Genomic DNA, 24,666 nt, shown 5'->3' with positions numbered 1-24,666 from the left:
TGAAGACGGTCACGAGGGGCTTAACTCTGGAGTCGTCGACCCGCGGTCGAAGCCGCGGGTGTTCCCCGTTCATCCGTTCGTGAGCCGTTTCGTCGCGAGCGCAACCGCGACGTACGCCGGGAGACAGACGACGAGAGCGCCGCCGACGAGCGCCCAGTCGTCGAGGCCGAGCGGGACTGTGCCGAAGTACCGATTGAGCGGCGTGTACAGCACCAGCAGTTGGAGGAGAAGCGAGACCGCGACCGAAGCCGCGAGCCAGCGGTTCGAACGCGTCGGCGTCTCGCGCAGCCACCGGATGACGTACAGTTTCTCGAACTCGAGGACGACGAAGGCGGTGAACACCATCGTCATCGCGTAGGGCGTGACGACCGGCGACCCGTCGAGCGTCAGGAACATGAGCCCGAAGACGACGGCGAACGTCACCGTCCCCATCCCGGCGACGAGCGCCAGCATCGGCCGGTCGACGATTCCGCGGTCGGGGTTTCGCGGCCGGCGCTCCATCACGTCTCCGCTCTCGGGGTCGACGCCGAGCGCCAGCGCGGGAAGGCCGTCGGTGAGGAGATTGATCCACAGCAGTTGGACGGCCGGCAGGATGAGATAGCCGTAAATCGAAGCCAGAAAGACGAGCGCCACCTCCGCGATGTTCGCGCTCAACAGGTACGCGACGAACTTCCAGACGTTGTCGAAGATAGCGCGCCCTCGTTCGACCGCCCGCTCGATGGTCGCGTAGTTGTCGTCGAGGAGGACGACGTCCGACGCCTGCTTTGCGACGTCCGTCCCGCGGACGCCCATCGCGACGCCGATGTCGGCGTTTTTCAGCGCCGGGGCGTCGTTGACGCCGTCGCCGGTCATCGCGACGACGTGACCGTTCTCCTGGAGCGCGCGCAGGATTCGCACCTTGTGCGCCGGCGACGTGCGCGCGAAGACGGTGGTCGACTCGACTCGCTCTCGGAGCGCCCGGCCGTCGAGTTGTTCGAGTTCGTCCCCTTCGAGCACCTCGCCGTCGATACCGAGCGACCCGGCGATAGCCGTCGCCGTCCGGACGTTGTCTCCCGTCACCACCTTCACGGCGATTCCCGCGCGTTTCGTCGCGGCGATGGCCTCGGCGACCTCTTCGCGGGGCGGGTCGATGAGCCCCGCGAGCCCGACGAACGTGAGTCCCTCGTCGAGTCGCGCCGGCGTGTCGGTGTAGGCGAACGCCAGCACTCGAAGCGCGTCGTCGGCGAACTCGCCGACTCTCGACTCGATGCGTTCGCGCGAGTCGTCGGTGAGCGGTCGCCGACCGTCCTCGGTGAGGACGGAGTCGGCGTTCGACAGCACGACCTCGGGCGCACCCTTCACGTACCCGACGTCGCCGTGGACGGTCCCCATCCACTTCCGCTCCGAGGAGAACGACACTTCGCCGGTCCGCGGATGCGCCTCGCGCAACCGCGGCACGTCGAGACCCCACCGTTCGGCCGCTTCGACCAGCGCCCACTCGGTCGGGTCGTCGTCGGGGTCGGTCGCGTCGTTGCAGAGTGCAGCGATTCGAAAGAGGCGTTCCGCGCGGTCGAGGCCGTCGCCTCCCTCGCGGGTCGAGTCCCGTCCGCGAAGGTCGACCACGGTGTCGTTCAGCCAGACCCTGCTCGCAGACATCCGACCCTCCGTGAGCGTGCCCGTCTTGTCGGTGCAGATGACGTCTACGGCCCCGAGCGCTTCGACCGCGGGGAGGCGGCGGACGAGCGTGTTCTCGTCGGCCATCTTCCGCACCCCCAGCGCGAGCGTGAGCGTCACCACGGCCGGTAGCCCCTCGGGGACCGCGGCGACAGCCAGCGAGACTGCGGTGAGCGCCGCCTGAATCGGTTCGGTGTCTCGGTAGACCAGAACCGGCGCGACGACCGCCGCCAGGACGAGGACGCCGCCGCCGAGCCGTCGACCGAGCGTGTCGAGTTCCCGCTGGAGCGGCGTCTCCGTCTCGTCGGTCGCCGCGAGCTCGCGCGCGATCGCGCCGACTTCCGTCCCCATGCCGGTGGCCGTGACGACGGCGACGCCCCGTCCGCGAGTCACGTTCGTCCCCTTGAACACCATACTCGAACGCTCGGCGAGCGGGGTACCGGCGTTCACGGGCGTCTCCGATTTCGTGACCGGCGCGCTCTCGCCGGTGAGCGCGGACTCGTCGACCGCGAGGTCGGTCGTTTCGACGACCCGCGCGTCCGCAGGTACCACGTCCCCGCCGCTCAACACGACGACGTCACCGGGGACCAGTTCGGTGGCGTCGAGTTCGACGCGCTCGCCGTCGCGGAGGACGGTCGCCGTCGGCGTCGTGAGCTCTCGGAGCGATTCGAGGCTCTGCTCGGCGCGGTAGTCCTGGACGAAGCCGAAGACGCCGTTGGCGACGACGATGAGCGCGATGAGCGCCGCGTCGACGGCGTGTCCTGCCCAGACCGAGAGCGCGGCAGCGGCGACGAGCACCCAGATGAGCACGCTGTCGAACTGGGCGACGAAGATGGCCGTCGACGAGCGCTGACCGCTCTGTACGATGTCGTTCTCGCCGTGTCGTTCGAGTCGTTCGCGCGCGTCCGTCGACGACAAACCGCCGCGCTCTGCGTCGTAGGCGGACAGAACCTCGTCGGTCGGCTGACTGTGTGCGGACTCGGACACTGGGCGAGTGTACGACGCCCAACACATTGGTAGTACACCTGCGAGAGTGCGCCTCCGAAGGAGCGCGAGAGACGACGCTCAGAGCGTGACGACGAGGCCCCCGACGAGCGCGAGCGCGCCGAGGCCGACGCAGACCGCCCAGAAGGAGACTCGCCGGACGACGCGCATCAGCGCGTCGATGGAGAGATAGCCGACGACGGCCGCCGCGAGGAGTGCGACGCCCGCCTCCGTGAGCGTCACGTCGGCCAGCCCGTCGTCCAGAACGGCGATGAGGCCGCCGCCGAGCGCCGCCGGAATCGAGAGCAGAAACGAGAGACGGAACGACTCGGGACCGTCGTGACCGCGGAACAGCAACGCGCTCGCGGTGACGCCCGACCGGGAGACGCCCGGCAGGATGGCCAGTCCCTGCAGGCCGCCGACGAGCACGGCGTCGACGAGGTTCGGCGCGTCGCGCCCGGCGAACTCGAACCCCGAGGCGACGCGCTGGAGGACGCCGGTGGCGACGAGCAGCGCGCCGACGAGCGCGACGAACAGGCCGCCCGTCAGCGCCGACGCCGCCTCGACCAACAGGAGGTAGGCGCTGACGCCGACGACGCCGGAGACGAGCGTCGCGACGCCGAGAAACGACAGCGTCGGCGTCGCCGAGAACGCCGTGTTCGGTCGCCACCGCGGGAGGTCCGCGAGCACCGTCCGAAGTTCGTCGCGGTAGTACGCCGTCGCGGAGACGGCGGTGCCGACGTGTAGAAACAGCGCGAACGCGACGGCCCGCGAGGGGTCGCTCCCGACGGCGGTGAGCGCGAGCGCGATGTTGCCCTCGCTGGAGATGGGGAGCCACTCGAAGACGCCCTGCACGACGCCGACGACGAGCGCGACGAGGAGGTCACGGTCCATGACCTATGCGACGAGACCAGGTAGATGAGAGTTGCCCTTCGGAGGCGACGTGAGATTCGAGGCGACGACCCGGTGCGGGCCGAAGCGCCTATCCTCCGAACCGGCGTACTCGACGACGATGCTCCCTTGGGGTCACGCCGCTCTCGGTTACCTCCTCTACTCGTACGGGCTTCGGCTCCGCCGCACCGGTCCGCCGTCGGGACTGGCGGCGACGTGCGCGCTCGCCGTCGGCACGCAGTTCCCCGACCTCGTCGACAAACCGCTCTCGTGGACGTTCAAGGTGCTTCCGGGCGGGCGAACGCTCGCGCACACCCTGTTCGTCGCAGTCCCGCTCCTCCTCGCGGTGGCGTTCGTCGCTCGCCGCTTCGACCGTCGCCGCGTCGGCGACGCGTTCGTCGTCGGGTACGCCTCGCACCTGCTCGGCGACGTCCTCTGGCAACTCGGTCAGGGGAACGTTCGCGTGCTGGCCTTCCTCGTCTGGCCGCTGATTCCGGTCGACGAACCCGAGTACGACTACAGCATCGTCGAGTTCTTCCTCCAGCTGGAACTGACGGCGGGGGTCGCCTTCGGCCTCGTCGTGACGGTGGTCGGTCTCCTCCGGTGGTGGCGCGACGGGGCACCGCCGCTGCCGTCGCTCGGCCTCGAAGTCGCGCACACCGCCGAGAAATCGTCCGGCGAGCGTGAGTAGTCGCCGGCGAGCGTGAGTAGTCGGAGACGGGCGTCAGGGCTCGGAGACGGGCGTCAGGGCTCGGAACGAAACGCCGCCAGGTCGACGACGAACACTCGGCCGACGTCCGGTCGACTACCAGGCGTACTCCTCGCGCGGGTCTACGTCGTCGCGTTCGCGGTCGAAGACGTGTTCGCCGTCGACGAAGACGTGTCGGGTGCTCGATTCGATCTCGTAGAACGGGCCGTCCCAGACGGCGATGTCGGCGTCGGTACCGACGTCGAGGGTGCCGACTCGGTCTTCGATACCGAGGATTTCCGCAGCGTTCCGGGTGACGGTGTCGAGCGCCGCCTCCTCGGGGAGACCGGCGCGCACCGCGAGGCCGACGCAGACGTCGAGGTGCTGCTGCGGCAGGACGGGGGCGTCGGTCTGGATGGCGACCTTCACGCCGGCGTCGTGGAGGATGCCCGGCGACTCGAACGTGATGTTGCGCAGTTCGTACTTCGCGCCCGAGTACAGCGAGGGCCCGCAGACGGCGGGAACGTCGCGCTCGACGAACTCGTCGGCGACGAGGTGGCCCTCGGTGGCGTGTTCGATGGAGAGGTCCTCGATGCCGAACTCGTCGGCGATGCGGAAGACGGTCACGATGTCGTCGGCGCGGTGGGCGTGGACGCGGAGCGGTAAGTCGCCCTCGACGACTTTGGCGAGGTTCTCCATCCCGAGGTCGCGGTCGAACGGTTCACCGTCCTCTCGGGCTTTCGAGCGGCGAGCGACGTAGTCCTCGGCGTCCATCAGCGCCTGCCGGAGGGTGGCGGCGACGCCCGGTCGCGTCGATGGCTGGCGGTCCTTGCGCTCGCCGTGGAACCGCTTGGGGTTCTCGCCCATCGCGGCTTTCATACCGTCTTCCTTGATGAACATCTCGTCGGCGGTCAGGCCGTACGTTTTCATCGAGCAGATGACGCCGCCGACGACGTTCCCGGAGCCCATCCGCGCGGAGACGCTCGTCACGCCGTTCTGGAACGCGTGTTTCAGTTCCTCGTCTCGCGGGTGAAAGCCGTCGAGGGCGCTGACGTGCGGGGTCACTGAGTCGGTACCCTCGTTGAAGTCGCCGTCCTCGGGTTCGCCCCACTCGGCCATCCCGGCGTGGCTGTGGGCGTCGACGAGTCCCGGCGTGACGTGCGCGCCGCCGACGTCGAGTTCCTCGGCGTCGTCGGGCGCGGCCACCTCGCCGACGCCCGCGATTTTGCCGTCCTCGATGAGTACGTCGCCCTCGACGGTTCCCTCGTCGGTCGCCGTGTGAATCGTCGCGTTGCGGATGACAGTCGCGCTCATGGTCGGTGATGTGCGTACGCCTAACAAAGCGTTTCGATTCGAAACAGGGTGGTCGACAGTTCGAGGTACAGACGCTCGTCGACGCCGCCGAGCGGTCGCTCTCGTAGCGCGTCGTCCGCGGGCCGTCCGACGCCGACCGGTTCCTCGGACAGTAGTCTCGGAGACGGTCCCGCCGAGTCGCTTTCGCGGCGTTCCCGGACGCCGAACGCTACGCCCTGGCCAGCAGCACCGGAACCTCGACGGAGCGCACGACGCGGTCGGTCGTGCTTCCGAGGAGTTTTTCGGCGAGGCCGGAGCGTCCGGTCGCTCCGATCGCGACGAGGTCGACGTCGTGCTCCTCGACGTAGTCGACGATGGCCGAGTCGGGGGTCCCTTCGAGAATGACGCGCTCGTAGTCGACGCCGGCGCCCTCGGCGCGCGAGACGGCCTCGTCAAGCGCGTCGTCGGCCTGCTGTTCGAGCGTGTCCGAGAGCTCTTGGGCGATCTGTCCGGACGCCGCCGCCGACATCTCCGTCCCGACGTCGACGACGTGCAGGAAGTGGACCGTCGCGTCCTGCGGCGCGGCGATTTCGAGCGCCTCGTCGACGGCGGCCAGACTCGCGTCGCTCCCGTCTGTCGGAACCAGAATCGTGTCGTGCATCCCGCGAGTGTACCGGGCCGAGTGTGAAAAGCGCTTGACGACACACCGTTTCAGTGACCCGTCGTCGACGACGACGGTCGAGAACCAGTCTCCTCAGGTCCGTGACTCGCTCAGTCCGTCAGCCCGTAGCCGCGCTTGAACAACACGGTGTTGACGCCGACCATCGTCACCGCCATCAGCGACAAGACGCCGAGCGAGAGGTTCGGGTCGACCTCGGAGGTGCCGAGGAAGCCGAACCGGACGCCGTCGACCATGTAGAACATCGGGTTCAGGAGCGTCGCCGTCTGCAGGGGCCCCTCGGGGAGGTTCTCCAGCGCGTAGAAGACGCCGCCGAAGAAGACCAAGGGCCTGAGGATGAACTGGTTCATCATCGTCAGGTCGTCGAAGTCGTCGGCCCAGAGGCCGCCGACGATGCCGAAACTGGCGAACAGCACCGTGATGACGACGGCGAACGCGACGAGGTACAGCGGGCGCTCGACGCCGACACTCGTGAACACCGCGCCGACCGCCGAGATGATGATACCGACGATGACGCCGCGGAGCGCGCTCGACAGTGTGTACGCCCACACCATCTGCGAGTACGACAGCGGCGAGGTGAGCGCCTCGTGGATGTACTCGTTCCACCGGCCGTGGAAGATGGAGAAGGAGCCGTTCTCGAACGCGTTCGAGATGGCTCCCAACACGACGAGGCCGGGCAGGATGAACAGGATGTACGGCACGCCCGCGATCTGGCCGACGCGGTCGCCGAGGATGACGCCGAACACCGAGAAGTAGAGGACGTTGGTGATGAGCGGCGGGACGAACGTGTTGCGCGGGCGGCGGACGAACCGGAGAATCTCGCGGCGCGTCAGCGTCTTGAAGCCGGTCGGGAACACCGCCATCAGCGGTCACCTCCCGCGCCGGGCGCTGCCGCGGTCGCTCTCTCGGCCTCGCTCTCGTCGCCGTCCTCGTCGCCGACGGTTTCCTCGCCGCGCGTCATCTCGACGAACACCTCTTCGAGCGAGGTGCGCGAGATTTCGAGGTCGACGATCTCGAAGCCCTCGCGGTCGAGTTCGCGGACGACGTCCGGCGCGACCAACCCGCCCTGTCTGGCGGTGACGACGAGGCGGTTGTCTTCGAGTTCGACGCTCTCGACGTTGCCCTCGCCCGCCGCGAGCGACGGGGCCTCCGCGGGTGGGTTTCGCAACTGTATCTCGATGCGGTCGGCGCCGCGGTCCATCAGGTCCTCGGGGCTGTCGACGGCGACGATGCGTCCGGAGTCCAGAATCGCGACCTCGTCGCAGAGGCGCTCTGCCTCCTCGATGTAGTGGGTCGTGAGCAGAATCGTCGTCCCCTGGTCGTTGAGTTCGGTGATGAGTTCCCAGAGGTCGTGGCGGAGCTGCACGTCGACGCCCGCGGTGGGTTCGTCGAGGATGAGCAAGTCGGGGTCGGTGATGAGCGCCCGCGCGAGGACGAACCGGCGCTTCATCCCGCCGGAGAGCCAGTCGAAGCGCGTGTCGCGCTTCTCGTAGATGCCGACGCGCTTGAGCACCTCGTCGGCGCGCTCGCGGGCTTCCTCGGCCGGGATGCCGTGGTAGCCCGCCTTGTGCTCCAGCACCTCGCGGATGGGGAAGAACCGGTCGACGTTGAACTCCTGCGGGGCGAGGCCGATGGCGTCGCGCGCCTCGCGGTAGTCGTCTTCGACGTCGTGGCCGAACACCTCCGCGGTCCCGCCGCTCTTGCGGACGAGACCGACGAGAATCGAGATGAACGTCGTCTTCCCCGCGCCGTTGGGACCCAGGAGACCGAAAAACGAGCCCTCGGGCACGGTGAGCGACACCCCGTCGAGCGCCTGTACCCCTTCGTACCGCTTCCGCAAATCGCGAACTTCGATGGCGGCAGTCATTGTCGGTCGTCGGCGACGGAACGGATTAAGGTCAGCGAAGGGGGAAGCAACGCGGTGTGGTAGCGCCGGTCACGACGGGTGAAACGGGTGGTGGAGCGTCGAAGGAGGGGCGAGCATCGGCGCGACTCACCGACGGCCGTACTGTCGGGGGCGACTCCGACTACTCCAAGTGGTGGTACTCCAGTTCGTGACCCTCGTCGATAGCCTCCTGCACCTCCTCGCTCGGCAGACCGGCCGCACGGTCCCACAGTGCTATCCCCGTGTCGCCACGGCGGGCGAGGACGTTCTTGCGCCACTCGTCGCGTTTCTCGGGGTAATCGGTGCGGTAGTGCGCACCCCGCGACTCCGTGCGGCGCTTCGCCGACTGCAGGACGCCGTCGGCGACGACGAGCATGAACGAGAGGTCGACCGCGTCCTCGAACGCGCGACTCGTCCGGTCGCCGTCGAGACGGAGGTCGGTCGTCTTCTCGCGCAGCGCGGCGAGTTTTTCGAGTCCCTCTTCCAGCGATTCCTCGTCGCGGAGGATGCCTGCGTCATCCTCCATCACACCGCGGAGTTCAGCGAGCAACTCGGCGGGCGTCGTGTCGCCGTCGCTCTCGGCGAGTTCTGCGAGCGCGCGAAACTCGCGTTCGGCGAGCGTCCGCATCCCGGCGGGCAGCGACGGCTCGCCGTCGGTCGATTCGTCGACGACATCGGCGACGTGCTCGCCGACGAGTTTGCCGATGGCGACCGTCTCCGCCAGCGAGTTGCCGCCGAGGCGGTTCGCGCCGTGGACGCCCGCGACGGTCTCGCCGACGGCGTAGAGGCGTTCGATGCGCGTTTCCCCCGTTCGGAAGTCGATGTCGACGCCGCCCATCGAGTAGTGCGCCGTCGGCGCGACTTCCACCGCCTCCTCGGCGAGGTCGATACCGAGGCTCTGGAACCGCTCGTACATCTTCGGCAGCCGCCGTTCGATGAACTCGCGGTCGTGGTGAGAGATGTCGAGGTAGACGCCGCCGTTCTCGGTGCCACGGCCCTCTCGTACCTCCTGAGCGATGGCACGAGCCACCACGTCGCGGGCGTCGAGTTCCATCTGGTTCGGCGAGTAGTCCTCCATGAACCGCCCATCCTCGACGTTGAACAGGCGACCGCCCTCTCCTCTCACCGCCTCGGTGACGAGACGACCGGACCACTCCTCCTCCCAGCCGGGGTCCTGGACCATCCCCGTCGGGTGGAACTGGACGAACTCGAGGTCCAGCAGATCCGCGCCCGCCTCGTACGCCAGCGCCTGTCCGTCGCCGTTGTTCTCCTCGTCGCGCGAGGAGTGGCGGTCGTACAGCGACGAGTACCCGCCCGCCGCGAGCACGACGTGATTCGCCTCGAACAGGACGAAGTGGCCGTCGTCCATGTCGTAGGCGACCGCGCCGTGGACGCGCGCGCCGTCAGACAGCAGACGCGTCACCATCACGTTCTCGCGGTACGGGATTTCGAGCTCCCGGGCTCTGGAGACGAGCGTCTCCAGCATGGCCTCGCCGGTTCGGTCGCCGACGAAGCAGGTCCGGCGGAACGACTGCGCGCCGAAGTAGCGCTGGTCGATTTCGCCGTCTTCGGCTCGGTCGAACGGCATGCCCCACTCGGCGAGCTCGCGGATGCGGTCGGGCATGTGCTTGGTCGTCAGTTCGACCGCGTCGGGGTCGTTGACGAAGTGACCCTCGTCGTAGGTGTCGGCGGCGTGGATTCGCCAGTCGTCCTCGGGGTCGAGGCTTCCGAGCGCCGCGTTGATGCCGCCGGCGGCCCACGTGGTGTGTGCGTCGCCGTGCGAGCGTTTCCCGATGACGAGGCTCTCGACGCCGCGCTCGGCCAGTTCGATGGCCGTTCGCGCGCCCGCGGCCCCCGCGCCGACGACCAGCACAGGTACGCGTACTTCCTCGTACTCGGGGACGTCGCCGCCCTCGTCGGACGGGTCCGTCGGCGGTGTTAGTGTCATGGAGCTAACCAAGTAGGAGTTAGTGCCGGACACGCCTAAGGCCTTCGCGCTCGCGTGCGCGAGAGGGAGCGGCTACAGCGATGAGCGGCTACAGCGATGTTACCGCGGTGTACGGGAGTTGAATGACAGACCGTGACACACACCGACAACGTTTATGTATTAACCGCGTGACGTGTCCCGTAAGCGCCCGCAGAAGCGGGCACGGTGAACGATGCTCAGCCAGACCCACCACACCACGTCGCCCACTCCCGCCACCGAGCGGCCGGCGAGCGGTGTGTCCACCGGCAACTGCGCCGGAGTTGGGTCTGGCCCATCCAAGCCGTACGGTCGGTTCGACTCCGTCATCGCGTGAGCGCGCGACGCCCCCGGCGTCTGCGTATCCAGCGCGGTCGTCGGAGTCGAACCCCACGGTTCATTCTCCGGCGACTATCGACGGCAGCGACGCGCGCGTCTCGGACCCGCGCGTCGGCACCGCGGCGCGTGCCGCGTCCGCCGTCGCCCGACGAAACGTCTTCCGACCGAAGCCGCCGCCTCGCGCGGTGGGGTCGGTAGCTCAAGCGGCCAGAGCGGTCCATCGAGCGGACAGGTGAGGAATCGACTCCCTCCCGACCCCCTCATGTCAGTGCAGAAACTGCCTTCCGTGTCGGCGTCAGCCGACCTGACGGTGTTCGTCTCGCGTGACGCCTCCGGCGACCTCCGGACGGCCGTCCGCGAGCGACTGCGAAAGCTAGACGGCGTGACGAACGTCGAGGCGTTCGAGCTCTGCGGCCTCCGGCCCGGCCTGAACGACCTGACGGTCGAAGTCCGCGCGACGCTCGTCGTCGAACTCGACGTGGACGCCGGCGAGGGGGCGACGGCGCGCCGAGACGCCGCCGCGCTGGAGGCCCAGCTGTTGGACAGTTTCGGCGTCAAACGGGCGTCGGTCGTCTCGGAGGTGCGCGATGTCCGCGACGCGTGAGCGCGGTGAGCGACGTGGTGCGCACTCTCCGCGGTCCAGCGGTGGGACACGCCGGGCGATTCCGGCGGAGGTGGGTTCGACTCCCATCGGAGAGCCTTCTTCGTATCAGGTGACCGCAGTAGTGTGCTTTCGACCATCTCGTCCGCCGAGATGCTGAGACGCCGAGACGTTTTGTTGGTCGCCGCCGAAGGAGTGGTGTGACCGAATCGGCGGAGACACCCCCCAGCGCGGTCGAGAGGGCGAACGGAGGAGGCGACACCACCTCGGCGGGCCGAGTCGCCGAGCACGCGGAGACGCTCCGTCGACTGCGACGCCTCGGCCGCCTCCTCGACAACTCGATTCGGATTCCGGGGACGAACTACCGCATCGGTCTCGACCCGATAATCGGCTTGATTCCCGTCGTCGGCGACGTTCCAATCACCGCGGTGTCGGCGTACATCGTCGCCGAGGCGGCCTACCTCGGGGTTCCGAAGGTGACGGTGCTTCGGATGCTGTTCAACCTCGCCGTCGACGCCGTCGTCGGGTCGGTCCCCGTCGTCGGCGACCTCTTCGACGCGGTGTGGAAGGCGAACGCCAGAAACGTCCGTCTCGCCGAGGCGCGCCGCGCCGACCCGCGAGCGGGCGAGGTGGACCGACGGTTCTTCACAGTCGTCGTGGGCGGGCTGTTCGTCCTGTTGCTCGCGCTCGGTGTCGTGTCGACGCTGGCGGTGCTGTGGCTCGTGGGGCAGTTGGTCTGACAGCTCACCGGCTCGATTTCGCCAGTTTTCGGGGCGTAGACTACGTTTCGGTCGATACTAACGGCGTACTGAATGCGGAGGTGTCTGCAGCAGTTCGTCACTCGCATCCACGTCGGTCGACCCAGCAATCGGGTACGACGAACGGGGCCGAGGTTACGGGAGCGCCGTCCGGAGATCCTCGCAGAGGTCGTCGGCGTCTTCGAGACCAACGGATACCCGGACCAACGTCTCGGGAATCTCCGCTGAGTCCACACTGCGACTGAACTCGTCGGGAATCATCAGCGACGGTACCTCGATGAGGCTCTCGACACCACCGAGACTCGCTCCCGGCGTGAACAGTTCGAGTCCCTCGACGAACGCCTCCAGTTCGACGAGTGTGCCGTCGAACTCGAAGGAGAGCATTCCGCCGTACCCCGACATCTGTTCGCTCGCCAGACCGTGTTGCGGGTGGCTTTCGAGACCCGGATAGCGGACACGAGCGACCCGGTCGTGGCTTTCGAGGAACCGGGCAACCGCCGTCGCGTTTTTCTCGTGGTGTTCCATCCGCGCGGGCAGCGTCTTGATACCTCTCGCAACGAGGTAGCAGTCGAACGGCGAAAGCATATTCCCGAGCCCGACCCGCTGTGCGAACGCCAATCGCTCGAAAACCTCCCCGTCGTCGGTGATAACGGCTCCGCCGATCGAGTCGGAGTGCCCGTTGAGATACTTGGTAGTGCTGTGAACGACGACGTCGGCACCCAGTTCGAGTGGGGCCTGGTAGTACGGACTCGCAAAGGTGCTGTCCACGCCGAACAGCGCATCGTGGTCGTCGGCGATATCGGCTATCGTTCGGATATCGCACAGCCGAATCAAGGGGTTCGACGGTGTCTCTGCCCAGACGAGGTCCGTGTTCGCGTCGACTGCATCGGCGACGTTGTCGGGGTCGCGGACGTCAACGAAGTCGACGTCGACGCCGAGATGTCCGGCCATGTGTTCCGTGAGGAGCTTTTCGGTTCCGCTATAGACGGAGTCCGAGGAGACGACGTGGCCCCCCGGGGGGACCAGCGACAGCATCGTCGTCGACGTGGCGGCCATCCCGGAGGCGAACGCCAACCCGTGTTCGCCGCCTTCGAGGCGGGCTAACTGCTCTTCGAGGGCTGCCCGGGTCGGGTTGCTCTCGCGCGAATAGTCGTGTTCGTTGGCGTCCTCCCCGCTGGTCCACTCGAACGTGGTCGAGAGGTGGAGCGGCGGGACGACGTCGTTCGTTCCATCCCCGCGAGGACGCGTCTCGGCTTTGGCTGCGCCGACTGCGATGGTCGCGAATCGGTTCCTGTCGGACTGGTTGTCGTGTCGTGTCATCGAATACTCACCACGGAACCTCTCGGCCTCGATTTAGAGAAGCGTTCAGAGGGCTGTTCTCAGTCGCGGAAAATAGGTGTGGAGTTTCCGGCGAGGGGGGCCAGAGACCCAAACCCGCCTCAGTGATGGGTCGGCGAGTCGGTGGGCCCAACCGTCGTCTGCTCGCGGGGGGAAGCGTCTTGTTCCCGGGGACGACTGGATAGTCCAGATGTATTTGGTAACGTTCCGCCTCGCTCCCGGCGAGTACGATGCGGAGTTTCACGAGTTGAACGACGTGATACAGGCGGCTGCCGAGGACACGGAGGGATATCTGGGCAAGCAGACGTGGCACGCGCCGGACGACGAGGAGGTTCTCGTCGTCTACTACTGGGAGTCGTCGGACGCACTCGAGTCGTTTGGAGCGGATGCGGACCACAAACGCGCGAAGCAGCGGTGGACGGAGTGGTACGATGCGTACGAGGTCACCGTTACGGAAGTCGTTGAGACGTACGGAAGCGGGTTCGGTGACGATGCGAGCCCGCTCGTGTAGGGGTCGTCGACTGGTCGATTAGCTCCGCACAGGAAACTGCGCACCGTCGAGTTCGGCGACCGAGCCGTGACCTGTCGTCAATCCGAACACCGCGTAGTGGTTGCTCGAACCGAGCGTCGGGGTGGGCCGGACGCTGCCGACGACGGTTGAGGCACCTCACCGCACGAGGTCCCCAGTTGACTTGCGTCAGTCTCCTCAGTCGTCGCCGAACGCCGTGTTACGCCGGGCGCTGCTGTCGGGGACGTAGACGTTCTCGGCGTCGTAGCCGCGACCGACGCGCGCCTGCAGGCGAACCATTTCGTCGAACGCGTCGCCGCCTTTCAGCAGCGCGAACCCGCCGACGATGAGCGCGAAGCCCGCGACGGTGCCCGCGGAGAGCGACTGGCCGAGCGCCGCCCAGCCGACGAGCGCGGTGACGACGGGGACGACGTACTTCACGAGGCTGATTTCGACGGCCCCGAGGCGGTCGAGCAGGTCGAAGTACAGCACGTAGCCGACGGCGCTGGAGACGAGCGCGAGGTACGCGAGCGCGGCGAAGGCGGTCGGCGTCCACGACAGAGCCAGCGGTGGGGTTTCCCCGAGCAGTCCGCTGACCGCGTGGAGGAACGCCGCGCCGACGAGCATCATCCACGCCTGCGTCGGCACCAGCGACAGCGGCGCGTCGTAGCGCTCGGTGAGGACCGTTCCGAGTGCGAAACTCACCGCCGCCAGCGCGAGGAGAACGATGCCGACGAGGTCGCCGCCGAGCGTGCTCCCGCCGGTGGCGACGACGACGACGCCTGCCAGCCCGAGCAGGACGCCGACAGCGCCTCGCGCGTCGAGTTGCTCGCCGGGCAGCAGAAACCGGGCGAAGAGCGGCGTCAGCACGGGCGCGGTACTGGCGACGATGGCGGCGATGGAGCCGCCGACGTAGCGCTGGCCGGAGAACAGAAACGCGAAGTTCAGCCCGATGACTAACAGACCGCCGACGGCGACGAGTCGCCACTCGGCGAACGTGCGCGGCCGCCAGCGGTCGCTGCGGGCGACCGCGAAGGCGAACAGCGCCGCGCCCGCGACGTCGTAGCGGAGCGCGGCGAACAGCACCGGCGGCAGCGTCGTCAGACCGGCGTCGATTGCGAGATAGGCGGTACCCCAGATGACCGAGAGCGTCAGGAACAACGCGAGATTTCGATAGCGGCTCATTCCGATAGGTGGTAGCGGGCGTAAAAGACGGGGGCACAAGAAGCTTCTCGCAGTCGTGATACCGCGGTTCATCCGGGACCGTGATACATAGTGAACGACCGTTTGAGTCGCCGAGCGGCCCCGGGGGACGCCCGTCGAGGCCGGCCGCCGAATAGCAAGACGGAAAGGAACGCCGACGCGAGTACCGTCTATGGGAATTCTCGACGACGCGCGCGCGCTGACCGAGGGCGGGCCGCTCTGCGACGCCTGTCTGGGCCGGGTGTTCGCCGACCGAAGCTACGGACTCACCAACGCCGAGCGCGGCCGGTCGCTCCGCGTCGCCGCGGCGTTGGAAGACGACGAAGAACCCGAGAGCGTCGACCCCGCCGACTGCTGGGTCTGCGAGGGGCTCTGCGGACGGTTCGACGAGTGGGCCGAGCGCGCCGCCGCGACGGTCGAGGGCAGCGACGGAAGCGAGGGCGAGACTGTCGAGTTCGAGACGTACCAGGTCGGCACCCGAGCGCCGCCGCTCGTCGAGGAGAACGAGGCGCTGCTTCGGGAGATGGCCGGTCTCCCCGGAGACGCCGGCGAACCGTTCAAATCGGAGTTCAACCGCGAGGTCGGCAAGCGGTTCGGCCGCCTCACCGACACCGTCGTCGACTTCCAACGCCCCGACGTGCAGTTCGTCCTCGACATCGACTCCGACACCGTCGAGACCGAGGTGAACTCGGCGTTCGTCTACGGTCGGTACCGAAAGCTCGTCCGCGACATCCCGCAGACGGAGTGGCCCTGCCGCGAGTGCGACGGCAGCGGTCGACAGGGTCGACAGACCTGCGACCACTGCGGCGGCAGCGGCTACCTCTACGAGGACAGCGTCGAAGGCTTGAGCGCGCCCCTCGTCCTCGACGTGATGGACGGCGTCGAGGCGCTGTTCCACGGCGCGGGCCGCGAGGACGTCGACGCGCTGATGCTCGGGACCGGTCGCCCGTTCGTCGTCGAAGTCAAGGAACCCCGACGCCGCGACGTCGACGTCGAGCGCCTCGAAGGCGACATCAACGCGTTCGCCGACGGAAAGGTCGAGGTCGAGGGACTCCGCCTCGCCGAACACGACATGGTCGAACGGGTGAAGGGACTGGACGCGAGCAAGACGTACCGCGCCGAAGTCGAGTTCGACGCCGACGTGAGCGAGGCGGCGCTCTCGGAGGCCGTCGAGGAACTCACCGGCGCGACTATCGAACAGTACACGCCGCAGCGGGTCGACCACCGACGCGCAAACCTCACGCGAACGCGGCACGTCTACGACGCGAGCGCCGAACTGGTCGACGACCGCCACGCGACGGTCGAGATACACGGCGAAGGCGGCCTCTACATCAAGGAACTCGTCTCCGGCGACGACGGCCGAACCGAACCCAGTCTGGCCGACCTGCTCGGCGTCTCCGCCGTCGTCACCGCCCTCGACGTGCTCGCCGTCGAAGGCGAAGACGAACCGTTCGAGCGCGAGGAGTTCTTCAGGTAGCTCGCCGCGGACGAACAACGTCTCACCGCGCGATAATGGTCAACACGATTATCAGTTATCGCGTTTTACAGTAACGCAGACGCCGCCGGACGGTGCGAGAATCCGCTCTCACGCACGCGAGCGTACCTTCATGAGCAACTCGGTGGGTGCCGCCGACGGGTGGACGCCCGCAAATCGTCCGCGTGCCGACGTTCCGGCGGCGTCGCTCCTGTTACTCGACCGTCGGTAGTTCGGAGACGGAGGCGGCTCCGAGTCGGCAGAACTAGTTAATACCAACGCAATCATAGCAAGAATTATTACCGGCTGCGCTTAGCCGTCGCATGGGTGCTGACGGACTGCGGGAGGACGCTGACACACCTGCGGTCGGACGGAGGTCCACAGCATCCACCTCTGGTTGACACACCTCGCCTCCCGCGGGGCCTCCTACGACAGCGACATAATAAATTATTGTCATACCACTCACTCACTGACACAGTTTCCGTATCTGTCGTATCTCGCGAGACGCGGACAGGTGACCGACGCGGACGGAAACACCTTAGCGTTCGCCGCGAGAGGCGCGACCATGCAACTCGGTGCCGACGAGGCGGGGAAGGGTCCGGTACTGGGGCCGATGGTCGCGGCGGCGGTTCGCGCACCCTCGGCGGCGCTGCCGGACGGACTCGACGATTCGAAGCGGCTCTCGCCCGCGAGGCGGGAGTCGCTCGCGGCGCGACTCCGCGAGGATTCGGCGGTGACCGTCGGCGTCGCCGTCGTCACCCCCGCGCGCATCGACGACCCGGAGACGGACATGAACGGCTTGACCGTCGCCGCGCAGGCGGAGGCGCTCGCCGCCGCCGCCGAGAACGGCGACGTCGCCGTCGTCGACGCGGGCGACGTGGACGAAGCGCGGTTCGGTCGCCGGGTTCGAACGGCCGTCGAAGCCGACGGTCGAACCATCGACGTGCGGTCCGAACACCGCGCCGACGAGGCTCACCCGGTCGTCAGCGCCGCGAGCGTCGTCGCCAAAGTCGAACGCGACGCCCGCGTGGCCGCCATCGCCGACGAGTACGGCGAAGTCGGCAGCGGCTATCCGAGCGACCCGACGACGCGAACGTTCCTGCGGGAGTACGTCCGCGAACACGGCGCGCTCCCCGACTGTGCGCGGGCGTCCTGGCAGACCTGTGCCGACGTGCTAGCGGCCGCCGAGCAGTCGGCGCTGTCTGAGTTCTGACGGACGAGTCAGAACACGCCGAGTTCGAGCGCGCCGAAGAACAGGCCGAAGAAGACGGTCGTTGCCAGGAGGACGATCATCAGGTAGTCGAACGCGCCTTCCGGTGTGCCGAGCGATGGTAGGTGCATATCCACCGGTTCTACGTCCACCGCCTTGTGCGTATAGGATTCGAGTCGGACGAGGGGGCGAAAAGTCGCGTCGAATCAGACGTTCAGGCGAGAACCGCCTCGAAACCGGGTGAAAGGCGAGAAAACCGAGAGAAATCTGGGCGTCGGAACCCGTTCAGCGGTCGGTCAGAAGCGACCGCAGGATGTCACCGTAGGCCGGACGGGTGACGATGACCCCGACGAGCACACCGAGGATGGTGAAGATGGCGAAGCCGCGGAGGTCGCCGAGCGACAGCACGGCGAGCGGACTCATGGCGATGATGGTCGTCGCGGCGGCCGCGCCGATGACCCAGAACGCCTTCTTGAACCGCGACTGGAACACCTTTCGAGAGCGGACGTCACCTTCGGCCATCACCTCGTCGGCGATGATGATGAGGTCGTCCACCCCCGTCCCGATGACGGCGATGAATCCGCCGATGACCGCCAGGTCCAGCGGGTAGCCGAGCCACGCGGCCGCGCCGAGCAGGATGACGACCTCCGAGAGCGCGGTCAACACCATCGGCGCGGCGACGCGCGCGGAGCCGTAACGGAAGAAGACCACGCCGCTGACGGCGAGGACGGCGATGATGCCCGTGATGAGCGAGTTGATGCGGAAGTTCTCACCCTGCGTCGGCGAGATGTACGACGAGGTCCCCTCGCCGCCCGGACCGATGTCCAGCGGCGCGGGGAGCGCGCCGGCGCGGAGGTTGATAGAGAGCTGCTGCGCCTCCGAGTAGTTCGCCGTCTGGAGGACGAACTGCGGGTTGTTCTCCCACTGACCGCTCTGCATGTCCTGTGCGAGACCCGGACTCATTCCGGCGGAGTAGATTACCTCGCCGTCCACGACGGTCAACAGACACGGCTGGGTGCCGTTGGGGTTCTCGTCGTACGTGCAGGCGGAGCCGCCGTTGCCGGCGACGCCCGTCTCGACCATCTTCTCTTGGAACTCGGGCGCTTCGGACTCGCGGATCACGACGGGCACGTTCGGCGGCGTGCTGCCCTGACCCTGCTCGGCGTTGCCGATGTCCTGGAAGTCGCCCTGTTCGAGCACCAGTTCGCGGCGGTACTCGGTCGAGCCGTTCCCTTCGTCGGGGTAGTAAGCCTCGACCTGTACCTGCCCCTGCTGGCTGACGAGGTCGAGCACGTCGGAGCGCTGCTCGTTCGGCACTTCGATGAGGACGAAGTAGTCGCCGGTCGACGTAGAGACGACCCGCGCGGAGCCCCCGGAGAGCCCCGCCTGGTTGATCTTGTTGCTGATGACGTCGACGGTCTGCTCGCGCGTCTCCTCGGTGACGCCGTCGCGGACGTCGCCGTACTCGTAGCCCGCAGCGTCGAGCGCCGCGGCGAGGTCGTCGGTCGTGACGTTTCGGGTCGTGACCTCGACGGTCGCCGGACGGTCCTGCGTCGGCTGACGAACCGTCACGTCGGTGACGTCGACGCCGTCGAGTTCGTCGGCGACGTTTCGGCTCACCTGCGGCGTGGAGTCGTTCTCGAACTCGACCTCCTCGGCGGTGACGCCGACGAGCGGCGCGCGGATGCGCGTCCCGCCGGAGAGGTCCAGCCCGTAGACGAGGTTCGTCGGCCCGTCGCTGGCTCCGGCGACGGTATCGTTACCGACGGTCTCGTTGCCGCCGTCGCCTCCGGCGGCCCCGCCGGCGGGGCCGAACAGCGCGACCATACTCGCCGCGAGGAGGACGACGAGGAGGATGACGCGCCAGTTGTCGCGGAGCGCGCCCATCAGCGCTTCACCCCCTCGAACTTGTACCAGCGAAGCAGACTCAGGTTCAGCAGGTACGTGTTCATCAGGTCGGCGGTGAGCCCGAACACGAGGATGATGCCGATAGCCGACAGCAGTTGGATGCCGAACAACGTCGCCGTGATAGTCATGACGACCATCGCCGCCAGCGACGTGAGCGTCATCGTGACACCCGTCCGCATCGCGCGGTACGTCGACTCGTAGAAGTCGCCCGACCGCCGCAGGATGTGGTCGTTCAGGAGGATGTCGGAGTCGACGCTGTACCCGATGAGCATCAACAGCGCGGCGACGGTCCCGAGCGACAGTTCGATGCCGAGTGCGTTCATCATCGCCACCGGGATGACCACGTCGGAGAACGCCGAGACGACGACGGCGATGGAGGGGACGAACGTCCGAAACAGCGCGAAGACGACGAGACTCATCCCGACGAACGCGACGGCGATGCCGCCGAGCGCGAGTTGCTGTGAATCGCCGGCGAAGCTCGCAGACACCGTCGATAAACTCTCGATTTCGAGCTGTTGGGCCGCGTCGTTCGGCGGGTTCTCTACCGTCTGTTCCAACTGCGCGGGGTCCGTGCCGGGGCCGAAGGTGACGACGTACGTCCCGTCGGAGGGGACGGACTGAATCGACTCGATGTCCGCGTCGAACGCCCGCTGGATGACCTGTTCGGCCTGTCCGTCGGGCGCGTCGACGGCGAGTCGCACCTCCGTTCCGCCGGAGAACTCGGTTCCGAGCGCCACGGGCGCGCCTGTCGTCGCGAACGTGACCGCGATGACGAGAAGCGCGAGCGCGAGGACGGCGAGCGGAACCGCCGCGAGTTGGCGATTCGTGTACCGGGTGTAATCGACCTCCGGTACGTCGAATGCGACCATGCGGGGCGGTAGTCAGCGCGTCGAATAAGCCTTCTTAAATTCCCGTGCGCTCTTGTGCGTCGGTCACGTACGGCTCTCGATGGCCGAACCCACCCACACGGACGACGGAAACCGCCGGACGGACGGCGGGAACAGCCGGACGGGCGACGGAAACAGCCGGACGGACGACGGAAACAACCAGACGGAAGACGAGAACGGTCGACGAACCGCGACGCGGGTCGTCCTCTCGCACCCGAAGAACCTCAGCGACTGGGGTCGCGACCAGATTTCGTCCGACCGATACCGGGGCTACCTCCGGCGAAAACTCGATGCGGCCGCCGTCGGCGACACGTTCGAGACGTTCGTCGACGTCGGCTGTTGCGGCGACAGTCTCGACGTCCCGTTCCGCGTCGAAGCCGTCGAGGGCGGCGAGTTCGTCGGCGACGAGACGGAGGTGGCGTACACAGAACGCGACGAGACGATGGAGGGCGGATGGCGCGTGCAGAGTAAAGCGGGGCCGACGGGGTGAGCGCTGCGGCCGCCCAACCGACGAGGTGAGCGCTGTGGTCGCCCAACTGACGGAGTCGCGCGTCGCTCGTGGCACGCTGTGACATCCGCTAACGCGGACCCCAAACGTCTTAACCGTCTCCGTATCCTTCTTAAGCTATGAGCGAAGAAACCGGGCGTCGAAACCTTCGAATGCCCAACGACGACGAGCTGTTCGCGGTCGTCACCGAGCACAACGGTGGCAACCACGTCCGCGTCCGCTGCAACGACGGCAAAGAGCGCATGGGCCGGATTCCCGGCCGCATGAAGTACCGCACGTGGATCAACGAGGGCGACGTCGTCCTCGTCGAACCGTGGGACTGGCAGGACGAGAAGGCCAACATCGAGTGGCGCTACACCGACCAGGACGCCGAGCAGCTCCGCCAAGAAGGCCACATCCAGTAATCGATTTCTCCGGACGGCGCGGCGAGCCGTCGATGCGCAACTGTCGCCGACGTGACGTTCTCGGCATTTTCGAAACCCGACGAGCGACGCGTCTCCGTTCGCGCGACGCCGTCACGGCATGTACCGGACGACGACGACGCCGGGCGACGAGCGTATCTCGACCCGATTCACGCCGAGTCTCGCCGCCCGCGACAGCAGTCCCTCCTCGTCGTCGAGCACGTCGGCGACGGCCTGCTCCGTCGTCTCCTCGGGGACCGTAACCACGTGAATCTCGCCGGTACCGGCGCGTTCGCGGCGGGTGAGTTCGCCCGTCGGCTGGTCGGCGGCGACGTCGCGGGCCATCGTCGTCGGCGACTCGTCGCTCTCCTCGATTCGGAGCGGGCGACGCGATTTTACCTCTACGAGTTGCCACGTGACGTTCATCGGCGGGTCTGGCGCGACGACGCCCTCGACGGCGTCGTGTCGTTCGACGCCGGGGTTCGACGCCAGCGCGTGGACCTGCCCGTCCTCGACGTCTTTCAACACGGCCGTCTCGTCGTCGGCGGCGGTGACGAGAAACGTCCCTTCCTTCGATTCGTCGTTACTCATGCCCAGCGATAAGTCGCCGCGACGTTTTTCGGTTTCGTCGTCTCGGCGGTGTGCGGCGTCGTGACAGAGTCGACCGGAGACGCTCGCCGCGTCACCGGAGCCGACGGTGGAGGCCGAAGATGAAAAGCGCCGCCGAGAGCGGCGGGACCAACCCGGCCACCTGCGGGAGTCCGTAGAGGAGTTCGACGAGCGGCGCGAGCGGGCCGGTGACCGGCGTCTGCAGGTCCGGCGGGACGGTGATCACCGCGCCGACGTACAGCGAGGTGAGGAAGACGAACCCCGCGAGTCCGAGTGCGAAATCGTAGTGTTCGTGCTCTCGGGTCTCCTCGCGTCGGTGTCGTCGGGCGACGAACAGGGTCGGCGCGAGAATCGGCGCGACGAGGAGCAGTCCGACGACGGCGTAGAACGACCGCGAGAGCGTCAGCTGTCCGCCGCCGAAATCCGCCGTGTTGGCGATGAGGACGACGAGTCCCATCGCGACGACGAGCGTGAGAAACAGCGCGACGAGCGCGCTCACGGCGACGTAGAGGCGGAACAGCCACGAGGTCGAGTGCGTCAGGGCGTACGGGAACGCGCCGAAGACGCCGTTGTAACCGTCGGCCATCGTCGGCGCTTGGGACCGGGGGCGATTAAGCCGATTGGTCCGGAGTCGGTCGATACCACCTCGAAGGCGTCGCGGGTGAAGACAACGCCTTTGGTGTCGGCGCGCGCGCGTTCGGCCATGTACGTCGACCTCGGCAACGTCCTCGATTCGACGCCCGGACTGAGCCGCGAGCAGTTGGAGCGCCTCGACGAGCGCGTCGCCGACGCCCACGAGCGCATCGAGCAGGGTCGCGCCGACGCCGAACACGGCTACGCGGCGCTGAATCTCCCGGAGACGACCGACCCCGACGAGATTCGTACCGCGGTCGAACCGTTCGGCGACGCAGAGGCCGTCCTCACCGTCGGCATCGGCGGCAGCGCCCTCGGCGCAGCAACGGTGTCGGAGGCGCTCGGCGGCGACGTCGAGGCGCACTTCCTCGACAACGTCGACCCCGAGGCGACGACCGCGCTGTTGGACTCCCTGCCGCTGGACGAAACGGCGGTCAACGTCGTCTCTCGCTCCGGCACGACGGCCGAGACGCTGGCGAACTTCCTCGTCGTCCGCGACGCGATGGAGTCGGCGGGCGTCGACTGGACCGACCGGACGTTCGTCACCACGGGCGAGGAAGGCAACCTCCGCGAGTTGGCCGAGAAACACGACCTGCCCGCACTGAAGGTGCCCGACGGCGTTCCGGGCCGGTTCTCGGCGCTCTCCACCGTCGGCCTCGCCTGCGCGGCGATTCAGGGCCACGACCTCGACGCGATTCTCGCTGGCGCGGGCGACGAAGCCGACCGACTCTCGGGGTCGCTGTTCGATTCTCCCGCGTACGCCTACGGCGCGGCCGCATACGCGCTCGACCGCCGCGGCGCGACGGTCAACGCGATGATGCCCTACGCGGAGTCGTTGGAGTACTTCGCCGAGTGGTTCGCGCAACTGTGGGCCGAGAGCCTGGGCAAGGAGGGCGTCGGCCAGACGCCCGCGCGCGCGCTCGGCGCGACCGACCAGCACTCGCAACTCCAACTGTATCGGGCGGGACGTCACGACAAACTGGTCACGCTCGTCCGTCCGCGCGAACGCGAGGACCGGCCGATTCCCGAGACCGAGTTAGAGGGGCTGTCGTACCTCGGCGGCTCGACGCTCGGCGAACTGCTCGACGCGGAGTTCGAGGCGACGGAGGCGAGTCTCGCCGCGGCGGGCCAGCCCAACGTCCGAGTCGAACTCGACCGCGTCGACGAGCGCGGCGTCGGCGAGTTGCTCTACGGGATGGAGGCCGCCTGCGTGCTGTACGGCGAACTTGAGAACGTCTCGACGTTCACCCAGCCCGCCGTCGAGTGGGGCAAGCGCGCCGCTCGCGGACTGCTGGGCGGCGGCGACTTCGAGGAGGCCGACGCGGTGAGCGACAAGACGCGACTGGAAATCGAGTAGGCGGTCTTCTCGGTCTTCGCTCCGCCTCGGGGCGGCATCCCCGACCGGTGCATCTATTCGGCGTCGGCGAGTAGGTACGACGAGCAGATGCAGTCAGACCCATCCCCGCAGACCTCTCGATCACAGACGCATCTACAGGCCGCAGCGAACGTCGTCTTCGTCGTCGCCGGTGCGTTCGCCGTGGGTATCGCCGTCTCGCTCGTCGGCGTCTTGTTGCTCCAACTCCTCGGCGTGTCGACGCAGACACCCCTACCACGCGCCGTGCTCGCCTCACTGCAGTACGTCGGGTTCGGCATCGCGGCGTACCTCTACCTGAGCCGACGAAACGAGTGGCACATCGTCCGCTGGCGCGTCCCCCGACTTCGGGATTTCGGGTGGATGGTCGGCGGCCTCGTGATTCTGGTCTCCGCGCTCGTCGGCGTCTCCGTCGTCATCCAGCAACTCGGGATTCAGGTGGCGGCCAACCAGGTAATCACGACCGGCCAGCAGAACCCCGTCTACTTCCTCTACATGATTCCGGTGACGATGCTGTTCGTCGGCCCGATGGAGGAACTCATCTTCCGCGGCATCGTCCAGGAGAAACTCCGCCGCACCTACGGACCGGCCGTCGCCGTCGTCGTCGCCAGCGCCGTCTTCGCCGTCGCCCACTGGCTGGCGCTCGTCGGCAGCAGCGGCGGCAGAGTCGCGAGCATCGCCGTCATCTTCGTCCTCGGGGCGGTGCTCGCGCTGTTGTACGAACGAACGGAGAACCTCGTCGTGGTCGCCGTCGTCCACGGGCTGTTCAACTCCTACCAGTTCCTCGGCCAGTACGCTATCGCGACCGGACTGATTCCCGGCGCGTAGAGCACGGAACTTCTCGGCGCGTAGAGAACGGTACGCAGTCGGTCGGCGTCGCG

23 protein-coding genes are annotated in these 24,666 nt (G+C 67.5%); 10 read left to right on the top strand and 13 right to left on the bottom strand.

All coding sequences use genetic code 11. The features are described from left to right. Window positions 1-69 precede the first annotated feature (69 nt). Window positions 70-2,640 (bottom strand): cation-translocating P-type ATPase, encoded by a 2,571-nt coding sequence (locus FCF25_RS01330; protein WP_137047045.1) that lies wholly within the window; start codon window positions 2,638-2,640, stop codon window positions 70-72. Between the two features lie 78 nt (window positions 2,641-2,718). Further along, window positions 2,719-3,531 (bottom strand): undecaprenyl-diphosphate phosphatase, encoded by an 813-nt coding sequence (locus FCF25_RS01325; RefSeq protein WP_137047044.1) that lies wholly within the window; start codon window positions 3,529-3,531, stop codon window positions 2,719-2,721. A 118-nt stretch (window positions 3,532-3,649) separates the two neighbouring features. On the opposite strand from FCF25_RS01325, the gene FCF25_RS01320 reads away from it, so the two are divergent. After that, a complete protein-coding gene (locus FCF25_RS01320; protein WP_137047043.1) occupies window positions 3,650-4,219 on the top strand; it encodes a metal-dependent hydrolase in 570 nt (189 codons plus the stop codon). Between the two features lie 114 nt (window positions 4,220-4,333). On the opposite strand, the gene FCF25_RS01315 is transcribed toward FCF25_RS01320, so the two are convergent. The 5 genes from FCF25_RS01315 to FCF25_RS01295 all read right to left on the bottom strand — a co-directional run bounded on the left by FCF25_RS01315 (window position 4,334) and on the right by FCF25_RS01295 (window position 10,021). Then, a complete protein-coding gene (locus FCF25_RS01315; RefSeq protein WP_137047042.1) occupies window positions 4,334-5,530 on the bottom strand; it encodes an amidohydrolase family protein in 1,197 nt (398 codons plus the stop codon). Window positions 5,531-5,738: 208 nt separating this feature from the next. Further along, complete coding sequence (locus FCF25_RS01310) at window positions 5,739-6,170, bottom strand: universal stress protein (RefSeq protein ID WP_137047041.1); 432 nt, start codon at window positions 6,168-6,170, stop codon at window positions 5,739-5,741. Between the two features lie 110 nt (window positions 6,171-6,280). Beyond that, a complete protein-coding gene (locus tag FCF25_RS01305; protein ID WP_137047040.1) occupies window positions 6,281-7,051 on the bottom strand; it encodes an ABC transporter permease in 771 nt (256 codons plus the stop codon). After that, on the bottom strand, window positions 7,051-8,055 hold the full coding sequence (locus FCF25_RS01300) for an ABC transporter ATP-binding protein (protein WP_137047039.1): 1,005 nt from the start codon (window positions 8,053-8,055) through the stop codon (window positions 7,051-7,053). Before FCF25_RS01300 ends, FCF25_RS01305 begins: the two co-directional genes overlap by 1 nt. 160 nt (window positions 8,056-8,215) lie before the next feature. Further along, window positions 8,216-10,021 carry an L-aspartate oxidase gene (locus FCF25_RS01295; RefSeq protein ID WP_137047038.1) on the bottom strand — a complete coding sequence of 602 codons (1,806 nt, stop codon included), beginning with the start codon at window positions 10,019-10,021 and terminating at the stop codon, window positions 8,216-8,218. Between the two features lie 616 nt (window positions 10,022-10,637). Here FCF25_RS01295 and FCF25_RS01290 point away from each other — a divergent pair. Together FCF25_RS01290 and FCF25_RS01285 are read left to right on the top strand one after the other, a co-directional pair. Continuing rightward, window positions 10,638-10,979 (top strand): hypothetical protein, encoded by a 342-nt coding sequence (locus tag FCF25_RS01290; RefSeq protein ID WP_137047037.1) that lies wholly within the window; start codon window positions 10,638-10,640, stop codon window positions 10,977-10,979. 197 nt (window positions 10,980-11,176) lie between these two features. After that, window positions 11,177-11,716: a DUF4112 domain-containing protein gene (locus FCF25_RS01285; RefSeq protein ID WP_137047036.1), complete on the top strand. Its 540-nt coding sequence runs from the start codon at window positions 11,177-11,179 to the stop codon at window positions 11,714-11,716. 153 nt (window positions 11,717-11,869) lie between these two features. Here the strand turns inward: FCF25_RS01285 and FCF25_RS01280 are convergent, their stop codons facing one another. Continuing rightward, window positions 11,870-13,054 carry a PLP-dependent aspartate aminotransferase family protein gene (locus FCF25_RS01280; RefSeq protein WP_137047035.1) on the bottom strand — a complete coding sequence of 395 codons (1,185 nt, stop codon included), beginning with the start codon at window positions 13,052-13,054 and terminating at the stop codon, window positions 11,870-11,872. A gap of 208 nt (window positions 13,055-13,262) precedes the next feature. Between FCF25_RS01280 and FCF25_RS01275 the strand changes: the two genes are divergently transcribed. Continuing rightward, complete coding sequence (locus FCF25_RS01275) at window positions 13,263-13,583, top strand: antibiotic biosynthesis monooxygenase (RefSeq protein ID WP_137047034.1); 321 nt, start codon at window positions 13,263-13,265, stop codon at window positions 13,581-13,583. Between the two features lie 195 nt (window positions 13,584-13,778). Here FCF25_RS01275 and FCF25_RS01270 read toward each other — a convergent pair whose 3' ends face one another. After that, window positions 13,779-14,765, bottom strand: coding sequence for a DMT family transporter (locus FCF25_RS01270; RefSeq protein WP_137047033.1), 987 nt, complete (start codon window positions 14,763-14,765; stop codon window positions 13,779-13,781). Window positions 14,766-14,955: 190 nt separating this feature from the next. On the opposite strand from FCF25_RS01270, the gene FCF25_RS01265 reads away from it, so the two are divergent. Together FCF25_RS01265 and rnhB are read left to right on the top strand one after the other, a co-directional pair. After that, on the top strand, window positions 14,956-16,260 hold the full coding sequence (locus FCF25_RS01265; RefSeq protein WP_137047032.1) for a tRNA pseudouridine(54/55) synthase Pus10: 1,305 nt from the start codon (window positions 14,956-14,958) through the stop codon (window positions 16,258-16,260). Between the two features lie 562 nt (window positions 16,261-16,822). Then, window positions 16,823-17,470: a ribonuclease HII gene (gene rnhB, locus FCF25_RS01260; protein ID WP_137047031.1), complete on the top strand. Its 648-nt coding sequence runs from the start codon at window positions 16,823-16,825 to the stop codon at window positions 17,468-17,470. 282 nt (window positions 17,471-17,752) lie between these two features. On the opposite strand, the gene FCF25_RS01255 is transcribed toward rnhB, so the two are convergent. Then, window positions 17,753-19,354: a preprotein translocase subunit SecD gene (locus FCF25_RS01255; RefSeq protein WP_117594403.1), complete on the bottom strand. Its 1,602-nt coding sequence runs from the start codon at window positions 19,352-19,354 to the stop codon at window positions 17,753-17,755. Continuing rightward, on the bottom strand, window positions 19,354-20,244 hold the full coding sequence (secF, locus tag FCF25_RS01250; protein WP_137047030.1) for a protein translocase subunit SecF: 891 nt from the start codon (window positions 20,242-20,244) through the stop codon (window positions 19,354-19,356). Before secF ends, FCF25_RS01255 begins: the two co-directional genes overlap by 1 nt. A gap of 79 nt (window positions 20,245-20,323) precedes the next feature. On the opposite strand from secF, the gene FCF25_RS01245 reads away from it, so the two are divergent. Beyond that, a complete protein-coding gene (locus FCF25_RS01245) occupies window positions 20,324-20,752 on the top strand; it encodes a hypothetical protein (RefSeq protein ID WP_343192890.1) in 429 nt (142 codons plus the stop codon). A gap of 137 nt (window positions 20,753-20,889) precedes the next feature. Continuing rightward, window positions 20,890-21,174, top strand: coding sequence for a translation initiation factor eIF-1A (gene eif1A, locus FCF25_RS01240; protein ID WP_117594401.1), 285 nt, complete (start codon window positions 20,890-20,892; stop codon window positions 21,172-21,174). A 111-nt stretch (window positions 21,175-21,285) separates the two neighbouring features. Here eif1A and FCF25_RS01235 read toward each other — a convergent pair whose 3' ends face one another. After that, window positions 21,286-21,762: a DUF5812 family protein gene (locus FCF25_RS01235; RefSeq protein ID WP_117594400.1), complete on the bottom strand. Its 477-nt coding sequence runs from the start codon at window positions 21,760-21,762 to the stop codon at window positions 21,286-21,288. Between the two features lie 91 nt (window positions 21,763-21,853). Further along, window positions 21,854-22,366, bottom strand: coding sequence for a hypothetical protein (locus FCF25_RS01230; RefSeq protein ID WP_137047029.1), 513 nt, complete (start codon window positions 22,364-22,366; stop codon window positions 21,854-21,856). Between the two features lie 117 nt (window positions 22,367-22,483). Between FCF25_RS01230 and FCF25_RS01225 the strand changes: the two genes are divergently transcribed. Next, window positions 22,484-23,770 (top strand): glucose-6-phosphate isomerase, encoded by a 1,287-nt coding sequence (locus FCF25_RS01225; RefSeq protein ID WP_137047028.1) that lies wholly within the window; start codon window positions 22,484-22,486, stop codon window positions 23,768-23,770. Between the two features lie 87 nt (window positions 23,771-23,857). Continuing rightward, complete coding sequence (locus FCF25_RS01220; RefSeq protein WP_137047027.1) at window positions 23,858-24,613, top strand: CPBP family intramembrane glutamic endopeptidase; 756 nt, start codon at window positions 23,858-23,860, stop codon at window positions 24,611-24,613. Window positions 24,614-24,666 lie beyond the last annotated feature (53 nt).

The organism is Haloprofundus sp. MHR1, from assembly GCF_005155585.1.
Taxonomy (GTDB): domain Archaea; phylum Halobacteriota; class Halobacteria; order Halobacteriales; family Haloferacaceae; genus Haloprofundus; species Haloprofundus halophilus.
Note: the sequence above shows the minus strand (reverse complement) of the source record. Positions and strands in the feature narration are given on the sequence as shown.

Bases quoted from the DNA above. Each gene is read 5' to 3' on its own strand.
- FCF25_RS01325 (WP_137047044.1), bottom strand. From the start codon at position 3,531: ATGGACCGTGACCTCCTCGTCGCGCTCGTCGTCGGCGTCGTGCAGGGC.
- FCF25_RS01320 (WP_137047043.1), top strand. From the start codon at position 3,650: ATGCTCCCTTGGGGTCACGCCGCTCTCGGTTACCTCCTCTACTCGTAC.
- FCF25_RS01315 (WP_137047042.1), bottom strand. From the start codon at position 5,530: ATGAGCGCGACTGTCATCCGCAACGCGACGATTCACACGGCGACCGAC.
- FCF25_RS01310 (WP_137047041.1), bottom strand. From the start codon at position 6,170: ATGCACGACACGATTCTGGTTCCGACAGACGGGAGCGACGCGAGTCTG.
- FCF25_RS01305 (WP_137047040.1), bottom strand. From the start codon at position 7,051: ATGGCGGTGTTCCCGACCGGCTTCAAGACGCTGACGCGCCGCGAGATT.
- FCF25_RS01300 (WP_137047039.1), bottom strand. From the start codon at position 8,055: ATGACTGCCGCCATCGAAGTTCGCGATTTGCGGAAGCGGTACGAAGGG.
- FCF25_RS01295 (WP_137047038.1), bottom strand. From the start codon at position 10,021: ATGACACTAACACCGCCGACGGACCCGTCCGACGAGGGCGGCGACGTC.
- FCF25_RS01290 (WP_137047037.1), top strand. From the start codon at position 10,638: ATGTCAGTGCAGAAACTGCCTTCCGTGTCGGCGTCAGCCGACCTGACG.
- FCF25_RS01280 (WP_137047035.1), bottom strand. From the start codon at position 13,054: ATGACACGACACGACAACCAGTCCGACAGGAACCGATTCGCGACCATC.
- FCF25_RS01275 (WP_137047034.1), top strand. From the start codon at position 13,263: ATGTATTTGGTAACGTTCCGCCTCGCTCCCGGCGAGTACGATGCGGAG.
- FCF25_RS01270 (WP_137047033.1), bottom strand. From the start codon at position 14,765: ATGAGCCGCTATCGAAATCTCGCGTTGTTCCTGACGCTCTCGGTCATC.
- FCF25_RS01265 (WP_137047032.1), top strand. From the start codon at position 14,956: ATGGGAATTCTCGACGACGCGCGCGCGCTGACCGAGGGCGGGCCGCTC.
- rnhB (WP_137047031.1), top strand. From the start codon at position 16,823: ATGCAACTCGGTGCCGACGAGGCGGGGAAGGGTCCGGTACTGGGGCCG.
- FCF25_RS01255 (WP_117594403.1), bottom strand. From the start codon at position 19,354: ATGGGCGCGCTCCGCGACAACTGGCGCGTCATCCTCCTCGTCGTCCTC.
- secF (WP_137047030.1), bottom strand. From the start codon at position 20,244: ATGGTCGCATTCGACGTACCGGAGGTCGATTACACCCGGTACACGAAT.
- FCF25_RS01245 (WP_343192890.1), top strand. From the start codon at position 20,324: ATGGCCGAACCCACCCACACGGACGACGGAAACCGCCGGACGGACGGC.
- eif1A (WP_117594401.1), top strand. From the start codon at position 20,890: ATGAGCGAAGAAACCGGGCGTCGAAACCTTCGAATGCCCAACGACGAC.
- FCF25_RS01235 (WP_117594400.1), bottom strand. From the start codon at position 21,762: ATGAGTAACGACGAATCGAAGGAAGGGACGTTTCTCGTCACCGCCGCC.
- FCF25_RS01230 (WP_137047029.1), bottom strand. From the start codon at position 22,366: ATGGCCGACGGTTACAACGGCGTCTTCGGCGCGTTCCCGTACGCCCTG.
- FCF25_RS01225 (WP_137047028.1), top strand. From the start codon at position 22,484: ATGTACGTCGACCTCGGCAACGTCCTCGATTCGACGCCCGGACTGAGC.
- FCF25_RS01220 (WP_137047027.1), top strand. From the start codon at position 23,858: ATGCAGTCAGACCCATCCCCGCAGACCTCTCGATCACAGACGCATCTA.